The sequence below is a fragment of the Profundibacterium mesophilum KAUST100406-0324 genome, from assembly GCF_009835145.1.
GTDB classification, from domain to species: domain Bacteria; phylum Pseudomonadota; class Alphaproteobacteria; order Rhodobacterales; family Rhodobacteraceae; genus Profundibacterium; species Profundibacterium mesophilum.
Window position 1 is genome coordinate 73554 of the sequence record NZ_APKE01000022.1, and the last position, 22606, is coordinate 96159.

23 protein-coding genes are annotated in these 22606 nt (G+C 68.1%); 10 read left to right on the top strand and 13 right to left on the bottom strand.

The window, feature by feature from the left end:
- On the top strand, positions 1-1044 hold the full coding sequence (locus PMES_RS09260) for a threonine aldolase family protein (protein WP_159965429.1): 1044 nt from the start codon (positions 1-3) through the stop codon (positions 1042-1044).
- Positions 1045-1054: 10 nt separating this feature from the next.
- Here the strand turns inward: PMES_RS09260 and PMES_RS09265 are convergent, their stop codons facing one another.
- On the bottom strand, positions 1055-1654 hold the full coding sequence (locus PMES_RS09265; protein ID WP_159965430.1) for a 2-hydroxychromene-2-carboxylate isomerase: 600 nt from the start codon (positions 1652-1654) through the stop codon (positions 1055-1057).
- 104 nt (positions 1655-1758) lie between these two features.
- On the opposite strand from PMES_RS09265, the gene PMES_RS09270 reads away from it, so the two are divergent.
- A complete protein-coding gene (locus PMES_RS09270) occupies positions 1759-2778 on the top strand; it encodes a ribose-phosphate pyrophosphokinase (RefSeq protein WP_159965431.1) in 1020 nt (339 codons plus the stop codon).
- A 142-nt stretch (positions 2779-2920) separates the two neighbouring features.
- Here the strand turns inward: PMES_RS09270 and PMES_RS09275 are convergent, their stop codons facing one another.
- Together PMES_RS09275 and PMES_RS09280 are read right to left on the bottom strand one after the other, a co-directional pair.
- The gene (locus PMES_RS09275) at positions 2921-4210 is read right to left on the bottom strand and encodes a glycerate kinase type-2 family protein (RefSeq protein ID WP_159965432.1); all 1290 of its coding nucleotides are present in this window, start codon (positions 4208-4210) and stop codon (positions 2921-2923) included.
- A 69-nt stretch (positions 4211-4279) separates the two neighbouring features.
- A complete protein-coding gene (locus tag PMES_RS09280; RefSeq protein WP_159965433.1) occupies positions 4280-5140 on the bottom strand; it encodes a MipA/OmpV family protein in 861 nt (286 codons plus the stop codon).
- Between the two features lie 144 nt (positions 5141-5284).
- On the opposite strand from PMES_RS09280, the gene PMES_RS09285 reads away from it, so the two are divergent.
- The 6 genes from PMES_RS09285 (at position 5285) to PMES_RS09310 (ending at position 9966) form a co-directional block, all read left to right on the top strand.
- Complete coding sequence (locus PMES_RS09285; protein WP_159965434.1) at positions 5285-5728, top strand: tellurite resistance TerB family protein; 444 nt, start codon at positions 5285-5287, stop codon at positions 5726-5728.
- Entirely contained in the window at positions 5725-6540 is an 816-nt protein-coding gene (locus PMES_RS09290; RefSeq protein WP_159965435.1) for a PhnD/SsuA/transferrin family substrate-binding protein, read from the top strand. Before PMES_RS09285 ends, PMES_RS09290 begins: the two co-directional genes overlap by 4 nt.
- A gap of 92 nt (positions 6541-6632) precedes the next feature.
- Positions 6633-7382: an ABC transporter ATP-binding protein gene (locus tag PMES_RS09295; protein ID WP_236549767.1), complete on the top strand. Its 750-nt coding sequence runs from the start codon at positions 6633-6635 to the stop codon at positions 7380-7382.
- 71 nt (positions 7383-7453) lie between these two features.
- On the top strand, positions 7454-8194 hold the full coding sequence (locus PMES_RS09300; RefSeq protein WP_159965437.1) for a transporter substrate-binding domain-containing protein: 741 nt from the start codon (positions 7454-7456) through the stop codon (positions 8192-8194).
- A 57-nt stretch (positions 8195-8251) separates the two neighbouring features.
- Complete coding sequence (locus tag PMES_RS09305) at positions 8252-9130, top strand: ABC transporter permease (protein WP_159965438.1); 879 nt, start codon at positions 8252-8254, stop codon at positions 9128-9130.
- Positions 9127-9966: an ABC transporter permease gene (locus tag PMES_RS09310; RefSeq protein ID WP_159965439.1), complete on the top strand. Its 840-nt coding sequence runs from the start codon at positions 9127-9129 to the stop codon at positions 9964-9966. The genes PMES_RS09305 and PMES_RS09310 overlap by 4 nt, the downstream gene beginning before the upstream one ends.
- A 23-nt stretch (positions 9967-9989) precedes the next feature.
- Here PMES_RS09310 and PMES_RS09315 read toward each other — a convergent pair whose 3' ends face one another.
- The 10 genes from PMES_RS09315 to coxB all read right to left on the bottom strand — a co-directional run bounded on the left by PMES_RS09315 (position 9990) and on the right by coxB (position 19072).
- A complete protein-coding gene (locus tag PMES_RS09315; protein WP_159965440.1) occupies positions 9990-11402 on the bottom strand; it encodes an FAD-binding oxidoreductase in 1413 nt (470 codons plus the stop codon).
- Between the two features lie 161 nt (positions 11403-11563).
- Entirely contained in the window at positions 11564-12148 is a 585-nt protein-coding gene (locus tag PMES_RS09320; RefSeq protein ID WP_159965441.1) for a GNAT family N-acetyltransferase, read from the bottom strand.
- A complete protein-coding gene (locus PMES_RS09325) occupies positions 12148-13410 on the bottom strand; it encodes a M16 family metallopeptidase (protein WP_159965442.1) in 1263 nt (420 codons plus the stop codon). Before PMES_RS09325 ends, PMES_RS09320 begins: the two co-directional genes overlap by 1 nt.
- The gene (thrC, locus tag PMES_RS09330; RefSeq protein ID WP_159965443.1) at positions 13407-14795 is read right to left on the bottom strand and encodes a threonine synthase; all 1389 of its coding nucleotides are present in this window, start codon (positions 14793-14795) and stop codon (positions 13407-13409) included. The genes PMES_RS09325 and thrC overlap by 4 nt, the downstream gene beginning before the upstream one ends.
- A 7-nt stretch (positions 14796-14802) precedes the next feature.
- Positions 14803-15474 carry an SURF1 family protein gene (locus tag PMES_RS09335; RefSeq protein ID WP_159965444.1) on the bottom strand — a complete coding sequence of 224 codons (672 nt, stop codon included), beginning with the start codon at positions 15472-15474 and terminating at the stop codon, positions 14803-14805.
- Positions 15475-15572: 98 nt separating this feature from the next.
- The gene (locus PMES_RS09340) at positions 15573-16364 is read right to left on the bottom strand and encodes a cytochrome c oxidase subunit 3 (RefSeq protein WP_159965445.1); all 792 of its coding nucleotides are present in this window, start codon (positions 16362-16364) and stop codon (positions 15573-15575) included.
- A gap of 6 nt (positions 16365-16370) precedes the next feature.
- Complete coding sequence (locus PMES_RS09345; protein ID WP_159965446.1) at positions 16371-16946, bottom strand: cytochrome c oxidase assembly protein; 576 nt, start codon at positions 16944-16946, stop codon at positions 16371-16373.
- Complete coding sequence (locus PMES_RS09350) at positions 16943-17134, bottom strand: cytochrome c oxidase system small membrane protein (RefSeq protein ID WP_159965447.1); 192 nt, start codon at positions 17132-17134, stop codon at positions 16943-16945. The genes PMES_RS09345 and PMES_RS09350 overlap by 4 nt, the downstream gene beginning before the upstream one ends.
- Positions 17134-18060, bottom strand: a complete 927-nt coding sequence (cyoE, locus tag PMES_RS09355; RefSeq protein WP_159965448.1) for a heme o synthase — start codon at positions 18058-18060, stop codon at positions 17134-17136. Before cyoE ends, PMES_RS09350 begins: the two co-directional genes overlap by 1 nt.
- Before the next feature lie 154 nt (positions 18061-18214).
- Positions 18215-19072, bottom strand: coding sequence for a cytochrome c oxidase subunit II (gene coxB / locus PMES_RS09360; protein ID WP_159965449.1), 858 nt, complete (start codon positions 19070-19072; stop codon positions 18215-18217).
- A 216-nt stretch (positions 19073-19288) separates the two neighbouring features.
- On the opposite strand from coxB, the gene tldD reads away from it, so the two are divergent.
- Together tldD and dprA are read left to right on the top strand one after the other, a co-directional pair.
- A complete protein-coding gene (gene tldD / locus PMES_RS09365) occupies positions 19289-20710 on the top strand; it encodes a metalloprotease TldD (RefSeq protein ID WP_159965450.1) in 1422 nt (473 codons plus the stop codon).
- A 330-nt stretch (positions 20711-21040) separates the two neighbouring features.
- Positions 21041-22393: a DNA-processing protein DprA gene (gene dprA / locus PMES_RS09370; RefSeq protein ID WP_159965451.1), complete on the top strand. Its 1353-nt coding sequence runs from the start codon at positions 21041-21043 to the stop codon at positions 22391-22393.
- The last annotated feature ends 213 nt before the right edge of the window (positions 22394-22606 follow it).

Genomic DNA, 22606 nt, shown 5'->3' on the forward strand with positions numbered 1-22606 from the left:
ATGTATTACGCCTCCGACAATGCCGGGCCCGCCCACCCGAAGGTGATGCAGGCCCTGATGCGTGCCAACGAGGGGTATGCCCTGCCCTATGGCAAGGACGACGCGGCGGCGCGTGTCGCAGGCAGGCTGCGCGAGATTTTCGAGGCCCCGGACGCGGCAGTGCACCTCGTCGCCACCGGGACGGCGGCCAATTCACTCGCCCTCGCCTGCATGTGCCGCCCGTGGGAGACGGTCTTCTGCGCCGATCTCGCCCATGCCGAGGAGGACGAATGCGGGGCACCGGAATTCTTCACCGGCGGCGCCAAGCTGACGCTCGTCGAGACCGCTGAGGGGAAGATCACGCCCGAGAGCCTTGAGGTGGCGCTGGCCCGCCGGCCGCGCGGCAGCGTGCATGGCGTGCAGCCCGGCCCTCTCACCCTGACCAACCTGACCGAACGGGGCACGCTCTACACCCCCGGCGAGGTCGCCGCGCTGGCCGCCATGGCCCATGCCGGCGGCAGCGCCGTGCATCTCGACGGCGCGCGGATCGCCAATGCGCTGGTGGCTGCCGGCTGCAGTCCGGCGGAGATGACGTGGAAGGCGGGTGTCGACGCGGTGAGTTTCGGCGGCACCAAGAACGGTCTTCTGGGCGTCGAGGCGGTGATCCTTTTTGACCCCGATCTCTCCTGGGAGTTCGAGCTGCGGCGAAAGCGCGGCGCGCATCTCTTCTCCAAGCACCGCTTCCTTTCGGCGCAGATGGAGGCCTATCTTCACGAGGGGCTCTGGCTCGAGATGGCCGCCGCGGCCAATGCCGCCGCCGCCGAGCTCGCGCATGCGCTGCGCCGGGTTCCCGGTGTCGCGCTGCTGCACGAGCCCGCGGGCAACATGATCCATGCGCAGTGGCCGCGTGCCGCGCATCGGCGCCTGACCGAAGCCGGGGCGCGCTACTATCCCGCCGGCCCCCTCGAGGGCGACGGCGCGGCGCCCCTTGCCGCGCGGCTGGTCTGCGACTGGTCCTCGCGGGCCGCGGACCGCGAGGCGTTCATCGCCCTGCTCGCCGGCTGATCCGCCGGGCTCAGCGCTTCGAGGAAAGATACCAGTCGAGATCGGGCAAGCGGTCCTGGCCCCAGAAGCGCTGCCCGTCATCGGTGACGTAGAAGGGCGCGCCGAAGACGCCGGCCTTCACCGCCTCGTCGAGATTGCGCTCGTAGGTCTCGGCCCCGGCGAGCAGCCCGCTGCTTGCGAGATCGGGATCGAAGCCGGCGGCGGCGAGGCAGTCGCGGATCACCGATTCCTCGGCGATGTCCTGCTCCCCGGCCCAGCAGGCCCGCGTCAGCCCATGCACGAGCGCGCCCAGATCACCCCCGCCCGCCTGCTGCGCGGCGATGATCGCGTAGGAGGAGGGCGCCATGTTCGTCGGCCAATGCGCCGGACGCAGGTTCAGCGTCATGCCCAGCCGGGCGGCGCGCCGCTCCATGTCCTGAAGCCGGTAGTCCTGCCGGTTGGGATGCCGGTCCTTGGGCGGCGTGCCGCCGGTGCGCGCGAAAAGCTGCATGATGTCGAGCGGCTTGTAGGTGATCGTCGCGTCATGCGCCGCCGCGATCCGCTCGAGCTCGGTGCCTGCGAGGTACGTATACGGCGACAGTGTCGCAAAGTAGTAGTCGATCTGTGCCATATCCGTGTCTAGCCTTTCCATGAGGTTTGCGCGACGGTAGCGTCATGCTAAGCGAAGTCAACGTGTCCTTCCCAGGACATCTTGCAGCCCAAGGACCCCCGACAATGCCCTCCATGACCGAGCCGAAGCTGATCTCCGGCAATGCCAACCCGACACTTGCACGCAGCATCGCGCGCCGGATGACCATGCATCGGGGGATCAACACGAACCTCGTCGATGCCCGCGTGGAGCGGTTCAACGACCAGGAGATCTTCGTCGAGGTCTACGAGAACGTGCGCGGCGAGGACATGTTCGTCATCCAGCCGACCTCGAACCCGGCCAATGACAACCTGATGGAGCTGCTGATCATGGCCGATGCGTTGCGCCGCTCCTCGGCCGCGCGCGTGACGGCCGTGATCCCCTATTTCGGCTATGCGCGGCAGGACCGCCGCACCAAGGCCCGCACGCCGATCACCGCCAAGCTGGTGGCCAACATGATGGTCGAGGCCGGGATCGAGCGGGTGCTGACGCTCGATCTGCATGCCGCGCAGATCCAGGGCTTCTTCGATATCCCGGTCGACAATCTCTATGCCTCGCCGGTCTTCGCGCTCGACATCCGCCATGCCTTCGCCGGCCGGCTCGACGAGGTGATGGTGGTCTCGCCCGATGTCGGCGGCGTGGCGCGGGCCCGCGATCTGGCGCAGCGCATCGGGGTGCCGCTCTCGATCGTCGACAAGCGCCGCGAGAAGCCCGGCGAGATCGCGGAGATGACGGTCATCGGCGACGTGACGGACAAGGTCTGCATCATCGTGGACGATATCTGCGACACGGCCGGGACCTTGTGCAAGGCGGCGGAGACGCTGATGAATGCCGGTGCCAAGGAGGTTCACTCCTACATCACCCATGGCGTGCTCAGCGGCCCTGCCGTGGGCCGGATCACCAATTCGGTGATGAAGAGCCTCGTGATCAGCGACAGCATCGAGCCCACCGCGGCGGTCAGGGACGCGCCGAACATCCGCATCGTGCCCACCGCGCCGATGTTCGCGCAGGCGATCCTCAACATCTGGAACGGCACCTCCGTGTCGTCCCTCTTCGATGCCGAAACGCTCGGCCCGATCTATGAAGGCATGTATTCGAGCCAGTAGGGCCAGCGCCGCGGCTCGGGGTGGGTGAGCCTCCGGGCCGCCCTGCCCCGTCCTTTACGGCGTCCTTCACGGCGTCCTTCTCGGGCCGACTGGTTCGGATCGACCTGCACCGACCAACCCGCCCTGAGTGCCGGTGGCTGGATCAGCACTGGCGCGGCGGCAGGCCACCGACGAGGACCGCCCTGAAATCGTTGACATTGGTGCCCGTGGGACCCGTCACGAACAGATCGCCCGCGGCATCGAACGCGCTCCACGCCTCGTTGCGCGACAGGTCCTCGGCCGGATCGCGGTCCGCCGCGCGCATCCTCAGGACACTGCTGCCATCGGCGAAGGCGCCGGCATTGTCCTGCGATCCGTCGATGCCGTCGGTATCGGCGGCGAGCGCGGTGATCTGCGTCGATCCCGCGATCCCGTGCGCGAGCGCCAGGAGGAATTCGGTGTTGCGCCCCCCGCGCCCCCCTGACCCGCGCAGCGTTACCGTGGTCTCGCCCCCCGACAGCAGCAGGCAGGGCGCGGCGAAGGGCCGGCCGCGTGCGGCAATCTCGCGCGCGATGGCAGCATGGACATGGCCGACATCGCGCGCCTCGCCCTCGATACTGTCCGACAGGATATGCGCCGGCACCCCGTGCGCCTGCGCCAATGCCGCCGCCGCTTCGAGCGAATGGCGGGCCGACGCGATGACGCGGACCTCGTTGCGACTGAATTCGGGGGCGTCGGGCAAGGGCGATTCGGGGGGCGCCGCATCCAGATAGGCCTTGATGCGCGGCGGCAGGGTGATGCCATGGGCGGCGGCGGCAGCGAGCGCGGCGGCCCTGCGCCCAGGATCGGGCACCGTGGGACCCGAGGCGACCTGCGCCGGATCGTCTCCGGGAATGTCCGATACCACGAGGCTGACAACCCGTGCAGGGGCCGCCATGGCGGCAAGCCGTCCGCCCTTGATCCGGCTGACCTGCTTGCGCAGGGCGTTCATCACGCCGATCGGCGCACCGGAGGCCAGAAGGGTCTCGTTGAGGGCGATCTCGTCGGCAAGCGTCAATCCCTCGGCCGGGGCGGGCAGAAGCGCCGATCCCCCACCGCAGATCAGCGCCACCACGAGATCGTCCGGGCCCAAGCCCTGCACGGCCCGCTCCAGCGCGGCGCTCGCATCGAGCCCCGCCTGGTCCGGCACGGGATGCGCAGCCTCCATCACCGTTATCCGCTCGCAGGGCGCGGCGTAGCCATATCGGGTCACGACCACGCCGGTCAGCGGACCGGGCCAGAGGGATTCGAAGGCGGCGGCAAGCTGCGCGGCGCCTTTCCCGGCGCCGATCACCACGGTGCGGCCACGCGGCATCTGGGGCAGGGATTCCTGCAGGATGACCCGGGGATCGGCGGCCGCGACGGCCGCCGAGAAGAGATCCGCGAGAAACGCGCGCTCAGGCAGTTGGGTCATCGGCGCGCTCCGTGCGGCCCGCCGGATCCGGTGCGCATCGATACGGGGGGCATGCGCGCCGGGCTCCGATCAGAAGTCGAGAACGATCCGGCGGGTGATGCCGACGCGGATCCCGTATTGGTCACGCTCGCCCTGCTGGACGATGGGGCTGTTCTCGGCATCACCGGTGAAGCGGTCCCAGGTCACCGCGCCCTCGATGCCCCAGTTGTCGTCGAGCCGGTAGCTCGCGCCGACCTCGATCCCCGCGCTGACGACGCCGCCCTCGGGGTCGTAGGCACCGAAATTGCCGCCCGCCAGCATGTTGGCGGTCGATTCGGCCGGGCTCACACCGAAATACGTATCGACGTAATCATCCGAGCCGAGCAGGACGCGCGGTCCGACCGAGAGGGTCAGGTTGCTCGTGGGATGCATCTTGACGTCGGCGCCAAGCTCTCCGACGACGCTCTCATGCCCGATCACGCCGTAGCGCATGTCGGCGAAGGCATCGAAATTGTAGGAGCTGTAGCTCAGGCCGACACCCAGCTCGGCGGTGGCATCGACGGTGTCGAGGCCGGCCAGTTCGGGGCTCTCCTCGGCGGAGCGCTCGTCGATATAGCGGAACGAGCCGCGCAGACCGAAGCCATCACGGGCCATGTTGGGATCGATGGAGCCGAAGCTGCGGCCACCGGGCAGGCGCAGATAGCCGAAACCGAACGAGAAATCCGGACCGACCGTGTAATCGCCGGAACCGAAATATTCGGGCGCCGAGGCGACGCCGCCGCGCAGCGTGAAGATGAAGTCGGGTTCGGATGCCGGGGTCACGGTGACCTGCGGCGCGGCCTCGGCATAGATCGGGGCGCGATCCCCCGCGAGAGCGGCGCCGGGAAGGACCAGCAAGGACAGCGCGCCGGCAACGGTGGCGCGGACTTTTACGGATTTCGAGAGGGGCATGGCAGCTCCGGGGCACACATGTGTCAGGTTGCAATCTAAGTAACAGAACACGGGGTTGTTCCTACCCCTCGGCAAGAAAACGCCGGTTCTGTGGCAGAAAAGACGACTTTGCGCTTTTCGTGTGTTCGCCCTATATGAGCGGGCATGATTGCCGAATTCATCAAGCGCCTGACCGCGCCGGATCCCGCCCCTTTCGCCGATGCCGATGCACGCCTGGCGCTCGCCGCACTTCTGGTGCGCATCGCGCGCGCCGATGGCGTTTACGCCCCCGAGGAGCGGGGCCGCATCGACCGCGTCCTCGCGGCGCGCTATGGCCTTGCCTCCGGCGACGCGGCCGAGCTGCGCGCCCAGGCGGAAGGCGTCGAGGCAGAAGCGCCCGACACCGTGCGTTTCACACGCGCGATCAAGGATGCCGTCTCCTACGAGGAGCGCCTGCAGGTCATCGAGGCGCTGTGGGAGATCGTCCTCGCCGACGGCACCCGCGACGACGAGGAGGATGCGCTCCTGCGAATGCTCGCCCCGATGCTGGGCGTCAGCGACCGAGACAGCAATCTCGCCCGCCAGTCGGTGGAGAAGCGCCGCCAATGATCGCGGCACTGCCGATGTATGACCGCGAGCAAACCGCCGCGGCGCATGATGCGTTCTGGGAAGCGCTGCGCGAGGAGTTGCGGGCGGGCGGCGTCGCCGCGCCCGAGCGATTGTCGCGCGGCGGCGATCTGTGGTCCGCATGGCAAAGCCCCGACCTGCTTCTCGGACAGGTCTGCTCGCTACCCTACAGGATGCGCCTGCATGGTCACGTGATGCTTCTGGGAACGGCCGATTACGGGCTGCCGGATGCCCCGGCCGGCCATTACTACAGTTATTTCGTGGTGCGCGCCGGCGAGGATCGCGCGCTTGCGGCCCATGCCGGCCGGCGTTTCGCCTGCAATGAATGGATCTCGCATTCGGGCTGGGTCGCGGCGCAGATGGGCGCCGAACTGGCCGGATGCGCCTTCACCGCGGCCTACGAGACCGGCTCGCACTGGCAAAGCGCGCATGACGTGGCCGAGGGCGCGGCCGACATCGCGGCGATCGACGCGATCAGCTGGCGCATCATCGAGGAGCATGCGCCGCAGGTCAGCGCGCGGCTGCAGATCCTGGGGCGCACGCCCGCCTCGCCCGGCCAGGCCTTCATCTGCGCGCCGCGCATGGATGCGGCCGGCATGCGCGCGGCCCTCGGACGGGTCATCGCCTCGGGCGCCGGGGCGCCCCTCGGGATCGGGGGGCTGGTCGACATCGCGGCCCCCGCCTATTGCGAGCTGCCGATCCCGCAGGGGTTGGCCCGTGGCGCGCCGCGAAGGGCCGGCATGGGGGCGCAGACGCCTGAGGACGCCGGGTTGCGTCCCGCCGGGGCCGATTGACCGTTGCAATCGGGGTGAAACTTGCCCTTATTTGCAAAACCCCGATGAAGAGCGAGCCGAACTTGACCGATCAGCCCCCTCCCGTTCTGCGCATGCGTGATCTGCACAAGAGCTACGGCAGTCTCGAAGTCCTCAAGGGCGTCGATTTGATGGCGCGGCGCGGCACTGTCATCTCGCTGATCGGCTCTTCGGGCTCGGGCAAATCGACCTTGCTGCGCTGCGCCAACTTGCTGGAGAACAGCCAGCAGGGCGAGATCGCCTTCGAGGGCGAGCCCGTGCGCTGGCGCGGCGCGGGCCTGTCGCGGCGGCCTGCCGATGCCCGCCAGATCATCCGCATCCGCACCAACCTGTCGATGGTGTTCCAGCAGTTCAACCTCTGGGCGCACATGACCGTCCTTCAGAACGTGATGGAGGCGCCCGTCACCGTGCAGAAGCGCGACCGCGCCGAAGTCGAGCATAAGGCGCGCGCCTATCTCGACAAGGTGGGGATCGGCGACAAGGCCGATGCCTGGCCGGCGCAGCTTTCGGGCGGTCAGCAGCAGCGCGCCGCGATCGCGCGGGCACTGGCCATGGAGCCGCGCGCCCTCCTCTTCGACGAGCCGACCTCGGCGCTCGATCCGGAACTCGAGCAGGAGGTCGTCAAGGTCATCAAGGCCCTCGCCGAGGAAGGGCGCACGATGCTCATCGTCACCCACGACATGCGCATGGCCGCCGATACGAGCGATCATGTCATCTTCCTCCATCAGGGACGGATCGAGGAGGAGGGACCGCCGGACGCGCTGTTCGGCGACCCGAGGAGCACCCGCCTGCGGGGCTTCCTGAGTTCCACCATGGCGCATTGACCCCGCCCTGCCCCAGGCAAGGCCGGCGGGAGCCACGCGCCCCATCAAGAAATCAGCACGGGAGACAACAGATGAAGATTTACGCAATCGCCGCGGCCGCGATCGGCCTGAGCGCGGGAATGGCCCTTGCCGAGGCCCACACGCAGACCCTGCGCCTTGGAACCGAAGGCGCCTACCCTCCCTACAACTTCATCAACGACGCGGGCGAGGTCGACGGCTTCGAGCGCGAGCTTGGCGATGCACTTTGCGCGCAGGCCGAGCTGACCTGCGAATGGGTGACCAACGAGTGGGATTCGATCATCCCCAACCTCGTCTCCGGCAATTACGACACGATCCTTGCCGGCATGAGCATCACCGACGAGCGCGACGAGGTGATCGACTTCACGCAACCCTACTTCCCGCCCGACCCTTCGGTTTTCGTCGCCATGTCCGATGACCTCGACCTCTCCTCGGCGGTGATCGCGGCGCAGACCGGCACGATCCAGGCCAGCCATGTTGCCGAGATGGAGGGCGCGACCCTCGTCGAATTCGCGACGCCCGACGAGACCGTCGCCGCCGTGCGCAACGGCGAGGCCGACGCGGCCCTGGCCGACAAGGCGTTCCTGGCGCCGATCGCCGAGCAGGACGCGACGCTGATGATGATCGGCGAGGATGTCATGCTGGGCGACGGGATCGGGGTCGGCCTGCGCGAGAGCGACACCGAGCTGAAGGACAAGCTCGACGCCGCGATCGACGCGCTGAAGGCCGATGGCAGCCTCAACGAGATGATCAAGAAGTGGTTCGGCGAGGACGCCGCGACCTTCGAGATGTAAGCCCTTCGCGGGCGGGCCGGACGCGTTCGGCCCGCCCGCCCCTGCCAAGGACGCGCCATGTTCGCCGCCTGCACCGACCCTGACGCGCTCGACGGCCTTGCCTGGCTCGGCTGCTACCTGACCACGGGCAAGCACATGGCGTTCTACGCCTCCTTCGGAACGGTCCTGCTGCTGCTGGCCGTGACGGCGCCGGCGGCGCTTCTCTTCGGCTATGGCGGCGCGCTGGCGGCCCGATCGCCCGTGGCACCGCTGCGTTGGCTGGGCAAGACCTACACCGCCGTGGTGCGCGGCGTGCCCGACATCATCTTCTTCCTCTTCTTCGTGATCGCGCTCGACCAGGCCTTCGAATGGCTGCGTCACAAGGCGCTCTGCCCGGGTTGGGACCAGCCCATTCGGCAGGGCAACGATTTCCTCGTCTGCCCCGAGGCCAAGCTGCCGCTCTCCTCGGCGCCGCAATGGGTACACGAGAGCTACGGCTTCGCCCTCGCGGTGCTGACCTTCGCCATCGTCTTCGGCGCCTTCGCCGCAAACGTGATCGAGGGCGCGATGCGCGCCGTGCCGCGCGCCCAGCTCGAAACGGCGGAGGCCTACGGGATGACGCGCGCGCAGGTGACGCGCCGTGTCCTGGTGCCGCAGATGTGGACCTACGCCCTGCCCGGCCTCGGCAACCTGTGGATGATCCTCATCAAGGCGACGCCGCTCCTTTTCCTGCTCGGGGTCGAGGATATCGTCTACTGGGCGCGCGAGCTTGGCGGCTCCAAGACCGACATCTACGCCTATCCCCACCCCGATTGGCGGCTTTGGTATTTCCTCGGTCTCCTGGTCTTCTACCTCGCGCTTACCCGCCTCTCCGAGATCTTCCTCGCGCGGCTCTCGATCCGTGTCGGACGCGGCTTGGACGGTCAGGGCACGCGGGACCTGGAGGTGCAGGGATGAGCTGCGTCCAGACCATCCAGGATTATGCCCTGCGCTCGATGGGGATCGGGGAGCGCCTCCTGCCGCGTTCCGATTTCACCCTGTGCGAGCAGATCGTCCTGATCGGCTCGGGCCTGCTGTGGAACATCTATTTCGGCGTCCTGGCCCTGCTGATCGGCTTCGTCCTCGCTACCGCGTTGGCGCTCGCGAAGGCGTCCCCGCGCCGCTTGCTGCGCAAGCCCGCCGAATGGTTCGTCTTCGTCTTCCGCGGCTCGCCCCTCTTCATCCAGTTCTTCCTGGCCTACCAGGCTTTCGTGCTCCTGCCGCGCAGCGGGATCGAGATCGAGCTCGGGATCACCACGATCACCGCGCAGACCGGCTGGCTCACCAAGGCATGGGCCGGGGCGCTGATCGTCCTGATCCTCAACACGTCGGCCTATTCCGCCGAGATCTTCCACGGCGCCCTGCGCAGCGTGCCGCGCCGCGACATGGAGGCCGCCGACGCCTACGGGCTCACCGGATGGAGCCGGTTCCGCAAGATCACCTGGCCGACGATGCTGCGCCTGGCCTGGCCGTCCTACACCAACGAGGCGATCTTCCTCTTCCACGCGACGACGCTGGTCTTCTTTTCGAGTTTTCCCGCCTGGCAGCAGCGCGGAGACGCGCTCTACTATGCCAACTACTTCGCCGACAAGACCTTCAACCCTTTCGTCCCCTACCCGATCGTCGCGGTCTATTTCATCGCGCTGAGCCTTTGCGTGATCGGCCTCTTCGGCGCGGTGAACCGGCGTCTTAACAGGCATCTGCCGGGGCAGGACAGGCCGCGCCTGCGCCTGCGCCTCAACCTGATCCGCTGAGGCCCGGCCGCCTCGGCCGCGTCTCAGCCACGTCTCAGGACGGCGCCGGGATTCATGATCCCGCGCGGATCGAGCGCGGTCTTGATCGCCCGCATCGCCGCGAGCGCGGCCGGGTCGCCATGCCGCTCGAGCACCTCGACCTTGGCCCGCCCGATCCCGTGTTCGGCACTGAACGAGCCGCCGAGGGAGACCACCAGCGCATCTATGGATTTGCGCAGCATCGGGGCGGCCGGCATGTAGGCGTCCCGCGTCTCGCCTTCCGGGGGGAAAATGTTGTAATGCAGGTTCCCGTCCCCAAGATGCCCGAAGGCGTTGATCCGGAACGGACCCTCCTTGGCGACCATCACGCCGGCCTCCCCGAGGAAGGCGCCGATGCAGGACAGGGGGAGCGAGATGTCATTCGACAGGATCGCGCCGATGCGCCGGTTGGCCTCCGGGATGCTCTCGCGCAGCTTCCACAGCTCCGCCCGCTGGCCGGTGTTCTGCGCGATCACGCCATCATCGGTCAGGCCGGCGCCGCTGCCTGCCAGGAAGAGGTTCTCCAGCAAGGCCTGCGGATCGCCCGCCTCGTTCTCAAGGGCGATGTCGATCAGCACGCACCAGTCGGGAATCTCGCCGAAGGGTTGCCGCACCGGCAGGCCGGCCTGCCCGAGGAACCTCATCCCCTCCCCCGAGATCAGTTCAAAGGCCGAGACGCCGCCGCGGTTCTGCGCCATGGCCAGAAGCTCCAGCGCCGCTTCCGGCCCGGGCACGACCATCAAGGCGGCGCCGTGGCGCGCGGGACGCGGAAAGAGCCGCAGCGCCGCCGCCGTGATGATCCCGAGCGTGCCCTCCGCGCCGATGAGCAGGTTGCGCAGATCGTATCCGGTGTTGTTCTTTCGCAGCCGGTGCAGCCCGTTATAGATCGATCCGTCCGGCAGCACCGCCTCGATCCCCAGGCACAGATCGCGCGCGTTGCCGTAACGCAGGACATTGACCCCGCCGGCATTCGTCGACAGCAGCCCGCCGATCCGGGCGGAGCCCTCCGAGGCGAGCGAAAGCGGAAAGAGACGGTCATGCTCGGCCGCGGCGGCATGGACATCCGCCAGGATCACCCCGCCCTCGGCGATCAGCACATTCTCCGAGCGGTGCACGGCGCGGAGCCGGTTCATGCGCTCCAGGCTCAGAAGGATGGGCCGCGGCGCGCAATTGGTCAGCTGTCCGCCCACAAGGCCGGTCCCGCCGCCATAAGGCTGCACCGCGAGGCCGTGGGCGGAGGCGAAGCGGATCGCGCGCGCCACCTCGTCGACATTGCTCGGACGCACCAAGGCGGCAGCACGCCCCTTCCACAGACCGCGCGGCTCGCGCAGGTAGCCCTCCTCCACCTTGAGCGTGACGGCGCCGGGCAATCTCTGGCCGAGCGTCTCGGCCAGTTCGGGTGTCAGGTCGTTGGGCATCTGTCCCTTCCTGGCGCGAGGGGTGGGAATGAGCGGGCGATCCCCTGCCCGTGGCGGGGCATGGGCGCCGGTGAGCCGCCCGCGTCGAGGAGTGCGCGTGGCGGGGGCGGCCCTCGTCTGGAAAGCAGGGTCATGTCCGGAACTCCGCAGTCTCGTGGCGGTCAGGCGCCCGGGGCCCTGCCGCGTCTGTCCATGCGAAGGTTGGCATAAAGGACATGATTGCGCCAGCGCCCGTCGATCTGCAGGTAGCTTTGCGCGACGCCCTCGTACTTGAATCCCGAATGCTCCAGAACCGCGCGCGAGGCGTTGTTCTCGGCAAGGCAGGCCGCCTCGAGACGCGATAGCCCCATGAGCTTGAAGGCGTGATGCACGAGCGCGGTGATCGCCTCGCCCATGTAGCCCTGGCGCGCGAAAGGCGCGCCGACCCAGTAACCCAGCGTCCCCGCCTGCGCCGGGCCGCGGCGCAGGTTGTCGAGGGTGATCGCCCCGATCAGCATCTCGTCCTCGCGCCGGATCAGGAAGAGCGGCAGCGCGGTGTCGTTCGCGATCGAGCGCTGCGCCCAGTAGACCCGGTTCGTGAAGCTCTTGCGCGTCAGGTGATCGTCCGACCAGGTCGGCTCCCAGGGCGCGAGGAAATCGCGGCTGTCGCGGCGCAGCTCCGACCAGGCCCGGAAATCCCCGTGGCGCGGTGGCCTCAGGGTCATTCTTTCCGTTTCGATCCGCACCTTAGACCGGGCGAGAATCATCAGGCGGCGAGCCTGTCCGTGAGCTCCTGCAGGCCCGGAGCGCCATCGGCGGGACCGTAGATCGCAAGCGCCGCCTTTCCGGCACCGGCCATCCGCTCCGCCATCTCCCGCACATCGCCCGTCGTCACGCCATCGATCTTGGCGATGGTCTCGTCGAGATCGGGGATCCGGCCCCAGATCGACAGAAGCCGCGCCAGGCGCTCGGCCCGGTTCGACGGGCTCTCGAGCCCCATCAGGAGCCCGGCCTTCATCTGGGCGCGGGCCCGCGCGACCTCGGCGGGAGAGATGTCGCCCGCCGCGCGGCGCATCTCGTCGATGGTCAGATGCGCAAGCTCGCCGATCTGCGGGCCCGAAGTCCCGGCATAGATCGTCATCATCCCGCTATCGGCATAGGCGCCCGCCTGGGCAAAGATCGAATAGCACAGGCCCCGCTTTTCGCGGGCCTCCTGAAAGAGGCGCGAGGACATGCCGCCGCCGAGGGCCGAGGCGTAGATCTGTGCGGCATAGAAATCGGGCGCGCAATAGTCGGGGCTTTCGATGGCGAGCGCGAAATGGACCTGTTCGAGGTCGCGCCGCTCGTGCCGTTCGCCGCCAAGGAAACGCGCCGGATCGTAGGAATGCGCCGGGCGGCCCGGACGGTCGCCGAAATGCTTCTCGGCCATGCGCACGATGGCATCGTGATCGACGGCGCCGGCGGCGGAGAGGATCATCTCGGACGGCCCGTAGCGCTCCGCGACGAAGGCCGACAGGTCGGCGCGTCCGAACGCACTGACACGTTCCGAGGGGCCGAGGATCGACCGGCCGAGGGGCTGGTCGGGATAGGCGACCTCCTGCAGCCAGTCGAAGACGATGTCGTCCGGCGTGTCGAGAACCTGTCCGATCTCCTGCAGGATCACGCCGCGCTCGGTCTCGATCTCGGATTGCTCGAAGACGGGGTTGAGCACGATGTCGGAGATCACGTCGAGTGCCAGCGGCACGTCGGTCTCGAGCACGCGCGCGTAATAGGCGGTGGTCTCGCGGCTGGTATAGGCGTTGATGTAGCCGCCCACATCCTCGATGGCCTCGGCGATCTGCAACGCGCTGCGTCGCTCGGTGCCCTTGAAGGCCATGTGCTCGAGGAAATGGGCGATGCCGTTCTGCTCGATGCGCTCGTGGCGCGCGCCGGCATTGATCCAGACGCCGATGCTCGCCGATTTCAGCCCGGGCATGGTCTCCGTCACGATCCGGAGCCCGTTCGACAGGGTATGGGTTTGCACGGTCACTTTGCGATCCGCTCCTCGATCAGGGATTCGATGGCGCCGAGATCATTGGCGATCGCGGTCAGCCGTTCGGGCCTGTCATAAAGATCGGCCATGCGCTTTGGAAGGGGCGGGCGCGCGCCCGTCGCCGCCGCGACCGCGTCGGGGAACTTGGCGGGATGGGCCGTGGCGAGGGTGATCATCGGCGTCGCCCCCAAGTGCTCGCGCGCGACCTTGGCGCCAACGGCGCTGTGCGGGCAGAGAGTCTCGCCGGTCTCGGCATGGATGGCGCGGATCGTCGCGCCGGTCTCCTCCTCGGAGGCGCGGCCGGAGCCGTAGATCTCGCGCAGCGCCTCCAGTGCGCCCTGGCTGACCGGGAAGCCGCCATCGCGCGACAACTCCTCCATCAGCCGCGAGATCGCCGCGCCGTCGCGGTCATAGGCCATGAAGAGCGCCCGCTCGAAATTCGAGCTGACCTCGATATCCATCGACGGGCTGATGGTGGAGCTGACGCCCTGCTTCTCGTGCCGGCCGCTTTGCAGCGTCCGGTGCAGGATGTCGTTGCGATTCGTGGCAACCACGAGACGCTCGATCGGAAGCCCCATGGAGCGCGCGATGTAGCCGGCGAAGATATCGCCGAAATTGCCCGTAGGCACAGTGAAGCTGACGGGGCGATGCGGGGCGCCGAGTGCCACGGCGGAGGTGAAGAAATAGACGACCTGCGCCAGCACGCGCGCCCAGTTGATCGAGTTCACCGCCGTCAGGCCGACCCTGTCGCGGAAGTCGAAATCGTTGAACATCGCCTTCACCGCCGCCTGGCAGTCGTCGAAATCTCCGTCGAGGGCAAGCGCGTGGACATTCGCCTCGTCGGGGGTCGTCATCTGGCGGCGCTGCACCTCGGAGACCCGGCCTTGCGGGAACAGGATGAAGCATTCGACATTGTCGAGCCCGCGAAAGGCCTCGATCGCGGCCGATCCGGTATCGCCGGAGGTGGCCCCGACGATGGTGATCCGCTCGCCCCGGCGCTTCATCGCGTCCTGGAAGAGCTGCCCGATCAGCTGCATCGCGAAGTCCTTGAAGGCCAGTGTCGGGCCGTGAAAGAGCTCCGCGAGGAAATGGTTCGGCCCGAGCTGCGTGAGGGGCGCGCGCGCGGCATGCTCGAAGCCGCCATAGGCGCGCTCAATCATCTCGCCGAGCCGGGTGTCGGTCATCTGCGCATCCATGAAGGGGCGCATGACGCGGAAGGCCACCTCCTCGTAGCTGAGCCCCGCCAGCGCGGCGATCTCGGCCTTGGGCATTTGGGGGATGCTCTGCGGCACGTAGAGACCGCCATCGCGGGCAAGGCCGGTCAGCATCGCTTCTTCGAAGCTCAGAACGGGCGCGCGGCCGCGTGTCGATACATATTTCATGAAGACCTCAGATTGCTCGTCGGTGGATACGCCACAGCAGCAGCCCTGTCATCCCCGCCCAGATGGCGGCGAGTGAGAACCATGTCAGCGCGTAACTCAGATGATCGTTGGGAATGCCGGCGGTGGTCACCGGCAACGGCACGGTGCCGGGATCCGTTCCCTCGAAACTACGCGCGATGACCAGCACCGGCTCGGCGCCGAGGGCGGCGGCCATCCGGGGAACATCGCGGGCGAACCAGATATTGTCGTCGATCTGCGGCTCCGGGGTGAAGCCGTCGATTTCCTGCGGCCAATGCAGGTTGCCGGTGATCGTGACGGGCCCGCGCGGACGCGGCGTGTCCTTCGAGGCGGTGGCGGTCCAGCCCAGATCAGCCAGGAGCGTGCGGCCGTCGGAACCCAGCAGCGGTGCGATGATGCGGTAGCCCGCGCCGAGTTCGCGGGTGGAGACGAGGACATGCAGCTCTCGCGCGCCGAGCGTGCCGCTCACCTCGACCGGAAGGTAGCGGTCGCGCGCCGGGTCGGGGCTTTGCGGCACCGCTTGCGGCCGCTCGCCGATCCGCGTCTCGATCTGGGTGAGGATCTCCTGTTTCCAGGCCATTCTCTTGACCTGCCAGACGCCCAGGGACAGCAGCAATGCACAGCCGACAAGACCGAGAAGGATCGCCAGGAACGTTCGCATCTTTCCCCTCCACGGCAGACGGGGCGCAGCTTGGCACTGCGCCCCGTTGGAGTTCTATCGTGATGGGCGCCGGGTGCAAGTGCCCCCGGCGGGCCGGCTCAGGAGCCCCAGATATAGATGGAGGCGAAGAGGAACAGCCAGACCACGTCCACGAAGTGCCAGTACCAGGCCGCCGCCTCGAAGCCGATATGCTTCTCGGGGGTGAAGTGGCCCGCGCGCAGGCGCAGGTAGCACACGAAGAGGAAGATCGTGCCGATGATCACGTGCACGCCGTGAAAGCCCGTCGCCATGAAGAAGTTGGCACCATAGATGTTGCCCGAGAAGCCGAAGGCCGCGTGGCTGTATTCATAGGCCTGGAAGAAGGTGAAGATCACACCGAGCGCGATGGCGATGATCAGGCCCCAGGCCATGTCCTTGCGGTTGTTCTCATGCGCGAGGGCATGGTGCGCCCAGGTCGCGGCGGCGCCGGAGCACAGCAGGATCAGCGTGTTGATCAGGGGCAGATGCCAGGGGTCGAACACCTCGATCGAAGGGGGCGGCCACTGCCCTTCGGAGAAGGTCGCCATCGGGTACATGGCGTGCTTGAAGAAGCTCCAGAACCAGGCCGCGAAGAACATGACCTCGGACATGATGAACATGATGAAGCCGTAACGCAGGCCAATGCGCACGACCGGCGTGTGATCCCCGACATTGCTCTCGGCGATCACCTCGGACCACCACGCGAACATCACGTAAAGGACCAGCGCGAGGCCAATGAAGAACATGTAGGGAGCGGAACCCTTCATCCAGAGCACCGCGCCAAGGAGCATCACGAACGCTCCGACGGATCCGAGGAAGGGCCACAGTGACGGTGGCAGGATGTGGTAGTCGTGGTTTTTCTCATGCGCCATGGGCGGTCATCCCTCGTTTGGGCGGTGGTTGGCGTCCAGCCGCGCCTGCTCTTCCGGCAGGTCGGTTTCATAGAACGTGTAGGACAGGGTGATGTGTTTGACGTGTTTGGCGTCGCGGTGGCGGGTCAGCGCGGGATCGACGTAGAAGGTCACGGGCATCTGCACCCGCTCGCCGGGCTGGAGCACCTGCTCGGTGAAGCAGAAGCAGTCGATCTTGGTGAAGAAGCCGCCCGCGTCGAAGGGGGCGACATTGTAGCTCGCCGTGCCGGCAACCGGACGGTCGGTGGGGTTGTAGGCCTCGTAGAAGGCGATGCCGGTCTCGCCGATGCGGATGTCGATCTCGCGCTCGACGGGCTTGAACTCCCACGGCATGTCCTTGGCGAGGGACGCGTCGAAGCGCACGGTGATCGTTTCCTCGAGCACCTCGTCTGAGCCGGCCTCCGCGACGCTGGTCTCGCCGCCGAAGCCGGTGACCTTGCAAAACCAGTCGTAGAGCGGCACCGAGGCCCAGGCCAGCGCGCCCATGACCACGACGACCGACACCGCCTGGAGCGCCGTCTTCGTCTTGGGCTCAAGGCTCATTTCGCGGACTCCACCTGGATCATCTCCGGACGCAGCACGTGGTCGAAGCCCTGGACGGCACCGAGCTGCTGCACCTTGACCACGGTCAGCGCGAAGACGACGCCGACGAAGGCGACGAGGACGAGACCGAGCCCCAGATTGCGCGAGAAGCGGCGGGTGTGGATTTCATGTTCGGCGCGAATGGCCATCAGATCACCTCCGCGGCGCGCAGCGCGGCATCGCCGAGCAGGGCACCGAAATGCAGGAACAGGTAAAGCAGGGAAAACTTGAAGAACGCCTTCTCGGCGGCATAACCATCGGCCTCGGCCGCGGCTTCCTCGCGCCGCCAGATCATGTAGGCGCCGCGCAGGAACCACAGGTTCATCACCACCGCGACGCTCAGGTAAAGCGGCCCGCCGATCTGCGTCAGCCCCAGCCATATCGCGAGCGGCGCAAGAAGCACCGTGTAGGCCAGGATATGTGCGCGTGTCACGCGGCGGCCGTGGGTGACGGTCAGCATCGGCACCCCGGCATCGCGGTAGTCCGATTTCATGAAGAGCGCCAGCGCCCAGAAATGCGGCGGCGTCCAGAAGAAGATGAGCGCGAACATCAGCACCGATTCGGTGGAGATGCCGCCCGTTGCCACGGCCCAGCCGATCATCGGGGGGAAGGCGCCCGCGGCACCGCCGATGACGATGTTCTGCGGCGTCGAGCGCTTGAGCCACATCGTGTAGACCACGGCGTAGAAGAAGATGGTGAAGGCCAGAAGCGCTCCTGCCAGCATGCCGCCGGCAAGTCCCAGCATCACGACCGCAAAGCCCGACAGCGCTAGACCGACCGCCAGCGCCTCGTCCGGGCGCACCCGGCCGGAGGGGATGGGACGGCGCGCGGTGCGCTTCATCACGGCGTCTATATCCGCGTCCCACCACATGTTGAGCGCGCCGGAGGCCCCGCCCCCCACCGCAATGAAGAGGACCGAGACGAAGGCGATGACGGGATGCACGGGCACGGGGGCGACCAGCAGGCCGACAAGGGCCGTGAACACTACCAGCGACATGACACGCGGCTTGAGCAGCGCCACGTAATCGCCGAATTCCGCTTCCGGCTCGCCCTGATACGCACTGATGTCGGTCATGCCATCGTTCCACCGTTCCATGGGGTCCGGCATGCCGGACCGTGTCAAACTCGGGCTCGCCGGGCGCGTCCCGGCGAAAATGCCCGGCGCGCCGCTTGGCGCGCCCGGCTTGCACATTTCCGTCCGGCGCGGCCTTCGCGCCGTGCCAGTCCGATCAGCGGACCGCCGCGACCGCGGTGCCCGATGCCTCGCGCGGCTTGCCGGCATAGGTCTCGATCGCACCGTCGAGCCAAGCCTCGTAGACCTCCGGGCTCACGGCCTTCACGGTGATCGGCATATAGGCATGGTCCTTGCCGCACAGCTCGGAGCACTGACCGAAATAGATGCCTTCGCGCTCGACCGTGAACCACAGCTCGGCGAGTCGGCCGGGAATGCCGTCCTGCTTCACGCCGAAGGCCGGGATGGTCCAGGAATGGATCACGTCGGCACCGGTGACCTGCACGACCACGGTGGCGCCGACGGGCACGACCATCGCGGTGTCGGTCGCAAGGCGGTACTCGTCCTGGCTGTAGCCATTCTCCTCGAGTTCATCACGCGCGAGCATGAAGCTGTCGAAGGCGAATTCGTGGTCGGGATACTCGTAGCCCCAGTACCACTGGTAACCGGTCGCCTTGATGGTCACGTCCGCCTCGGGGATTTCCTGCTGGTTGAACAGGATCGGCAGGCTGAAGGCACCGATGAACATCAAGATCACGATCGGCACGACGGTCCAGGTGATCTCGATCGGGGTGTTATGCGTGAAGGTCTTGGGGTTCGGGTTCGAGCGGTGGTTGTAGCGCACCACGACGATTCCCAGCAGGGCGATGACAAAGAGCGTGATGACGGTGATGATCACCAGCAGCATCCCGTCGAGCCATTGCAGATCGGCGGCGACACTGGTCACCGCGGGCTGGAAATCGATGCCGCCGGGAATCGGCTTGCCCACGATCTCGAGACCTTCGGTTGCGTCCTGCGCCGAGGCGGTGCCGGCCAGTCCGGCGAGAAGACCCGTGGTGAATATCGTCTTGCGCATCATGCATGTCCTGTTCGGCTGCAGGCGGCATGCCGCCCTGTCGAGGCAGTATAGTCAGGCGGAGGCGCCTGCCAAAGGCCCGTTGTGTCTGTGCCGTTTGAAACCATATTAGGCTGGTGGGAACAAGAAGAAGCATTGCGGCATTCGGCCGCTTGCCCCCCCGCGGCCACACATTAGCCGGCGCATCGCGCGCGCCGCGCGCAGACAGGAGCCACCATGTCAGACGCCCCATTCCGCCCCTTCGAGACCGCCTTCGACAAGGAAGCGGCCCTTGCCACGTTGCGCGCGGCCACCGATGGCGCGGATGACGGGGAGCTGTTTCTCGAACGCCGCCGCTCGGAGGTGATTTCCTTCGACGACGGCCGCATCAAGACCGCCAGCTACGACGCCTCGGAGGGGTTCGGCCTGCGCGCGGTGCGCGGCGAGACCGCCGGATACGCCCATTCGACCGAATTGAGCGAGGCGGCCCTGCGCCGGGCTTCCGAGACGGTGCGCCTCGCGGTGGGCGATGGCGGCGGCACGCTCGCCCTCGCGCCGCGCCACACGAATGTGCGCCTCTACGGCGATCTCGACCCGATGGCCGATGCCGCCTTCCCGGTCAAGCTCGACACGTTGCGCGAGATCGACGCCTTCGTCCGGGCCCTCGATCCGCGCGTCGTGCAGGTGACCGCGACCCTCGCCGCCTCCATCCAGGAGATCGAGATCCTGCGCCCCGAGGGCCATGCCATGCGCGACACCCGCCCCATGACACGGCTCAATATCGGGGTGATCGTCGAGGAGAACGGACGCCGGGAAAGCGGCGGCATGGGCGGCGGCGGCCGCCACGGCCTGGCCTCCCTGATGAGCGCCGAGCACTGGCAGGCCACGGCGCGCGAGGCGCTGCGCATCGCCCTGGTCAACCTGGCCGCCGAGCCCGCGCCGGCCGGCGTGATGGATGTCGTCCTCGGCGCGGGCTGGCCGGGCATCCTGCTGCACGAGGCGGTGGGGCACGGGCTCGAGGGCGATTTCAACCGCAAGAAGACCAGCGCCTTTGCCGGGCTGATGGGCCAGCGCATCGCCGCCCCCGGCGTCACCGTGCTCGATGACGGGACGATACCCGACCGGCGCGGCTCGATCAGCATCGACGACGAGGGCACGCCCTCCGCGCGCAACGTCCTGATCGAGGACGGTATCCTGGTGGGATACATGCAGGACCGGCAGAACGCGCGCCTGATGGGGGTCGAGCCCACGGGCAATGGGCGCCGCGAGAGCTTCGCCCATACCCCGATGCCGCGGATGACCAACACCTACATGCTGGGGGGCGACAGCGACCCCGCCGACATCGTCGCGGGCCTCGAGGACGGGATCTACGCGGTCGGCTTCGGCGGCGGGCAGGTGGACATCACCAATGGCAAGTTCGTCTTTTCCTGCACCGAGGCCTACAGGGTGAAGGGCGGCCGCATCGGCGCCCCGGTGAAGGGCGCGACGCTGATCGGCGACGGGGCGACCGCCCTGCAGAAGATCAGGGCAATCGGCAACGACATGGCGCTTGATCCGGGTATCGGGAATTGCGGAAAGCAGGGACAATGGGTGCCGGTGGGCGTGGGGCAGCCGACCCTTCTGATCGGCGGGCTTACGGTCGGCGGCTCGGCCGCCTGAGGCACGGGGCGGCTCCGCTCCGGAGCCTTCGCGGAAGGGGCAGCGAAAACGGCCGCCCTGCAGGCACCGCGGTGACTGCCCCCCCGCGCGGGGCGAACCCGCCTCGGGTGCCGCGCCCGCGTGGCCGAGAGGCGCGCTCGCGGCCCAGGGGGCGAGCACCGCTCCCCCCGTCAAACGCCCGCGAGGCAGCCTTTCGGCTGCGGAGTATAACCGCCGATGACGCGGAATCGCCGCCATGCGCGAAGGATGCGGTGCGGGGACCGCCGTGACCATTCACTTTTTTTTAACCGTGATCGCGCCATCTTTGAATTGCAAGACGGCGGAGGCAGGATGACCGAAAGACGATCCCGTTCTCTCCCCCTCCTCACCCCACCTCTTAAAGAGGGAGATTGGCTGGACTGGCTCCGCCTCTTGCGCTCTCGCCGTGTCGGTCCCGTCACCTTCCGCCGCCTGATCGAGGCGCATGGCAGCGCTGGCGCCGCGCTCGACGCCCTGCCCGCGATCGCCGCCGAGGCCGGGGATTCCGATTACGTCCCCTGTACCCGCGCCGCGGCGCAGCGTGAGCTTGATGTCGGGCAGGCCGCCGGCGCCGTGCCGCTCGCGCTCGGCGGCGAGGATTACCCCGCCGCTCTCGAGGATTTGAACGATCCGCCGCCTCTGCTCTGGGCCATCGGGCAGCGCGCGCTTCTGTCGCGGCCCGCCGTCGCGCTGGTTGGCGCGCGCAACGCCTCGTCCCTGGGGCTGCGGATGGCCCGCGATCTCGCACGCGATCTGAGCCGGGAGGGACAGGTCGTGGTCTCCGGTCTCGCACGCGGCGTCGATGCCGCCGCCCATCGCGAGGCCCTCGATCACGGAACGATCGCGGTGATGGGGGGCGGCGTCGACATCCCCTATCCCGCCGAAACCTCCGAGATCTTCGAGCGGATCGGCGATCTGGGATTGCGGCTTTCCGAGCAACCCATGGGCATGGTGCCGCGGGCGCGTCACTTTCCCAGGCGCAACCGCCTGATCTCGGGTCTTGCACGGGCCGTCATCGTGGTCGAGGCCGCCGCACGGTCGGGCAGCATGATCACCGCGCGCGACGCGCTGGATCAGGGGCGCGAGGTTCTCGCCGTGCCCGGCCATCCGCTCGATGCACGCGCCGCCGGGTGCAACATCCTGATCCGGGAGGGGGCCGTCCTGCTGCGCGGGACGCGCGATCTACACGAGGCGCTGGCGCTGCCCGAGCCTGCGCCGCGGCGCAAGCGGGCCGCATCGGGGGCTTTGGCCGCGCGCGCCCGCGACGCGGCCGGCGCACCAGAGAACGGCGGGGCGGATCGGCCGGCCGCTCCCCCCAGCCCGGCTGCAAGGGCTCCTGCGAGGGCTCCGGCGAGACGGGGGCCGCTCACATCGACGCCCGCCCCCGCCCGCTCTCCCGGCCCGGGGCCTTCGGGTCACGCCGATCCGCCCTGCGAAGGCGCGGGGGACCTGGCGGGGCCCGGCGAGCGCAGGAGCGTGCGCGGCGACACGCCCGAGATGGCGGCGCGCATCCTGTGCCACCTCGGTCCCAGCCCGACGCAGGAGGACCAGCTGATCCGCGATCTCGGCGTCACGGCGGCGGCGCTCGCCCCCGCGATCCTCGACCTCGAGATCGCCGGCCTCGTCGAGCGGCAGCCCGGCGGGCAACTGGTGCGGCTCGAATAGCGGCCCGTCCATCCCGGTGCATCCCACCCCGGGCCGCCCTGCCCCGAATGCGCGGGTCCGGCCGGACCCGGCCTTGCCGTCTCCGCGCCCTCGCGACCGTTGCGCATCGCCCCCTGCCGCAGGAGCCGCGAGACAGCTGGAGGCCGGCCGGAGACCGGGCGGGGCCGGGCGGCGATCCGATCGCCTGATTGACAACCCGCGTCCGGTCACCAC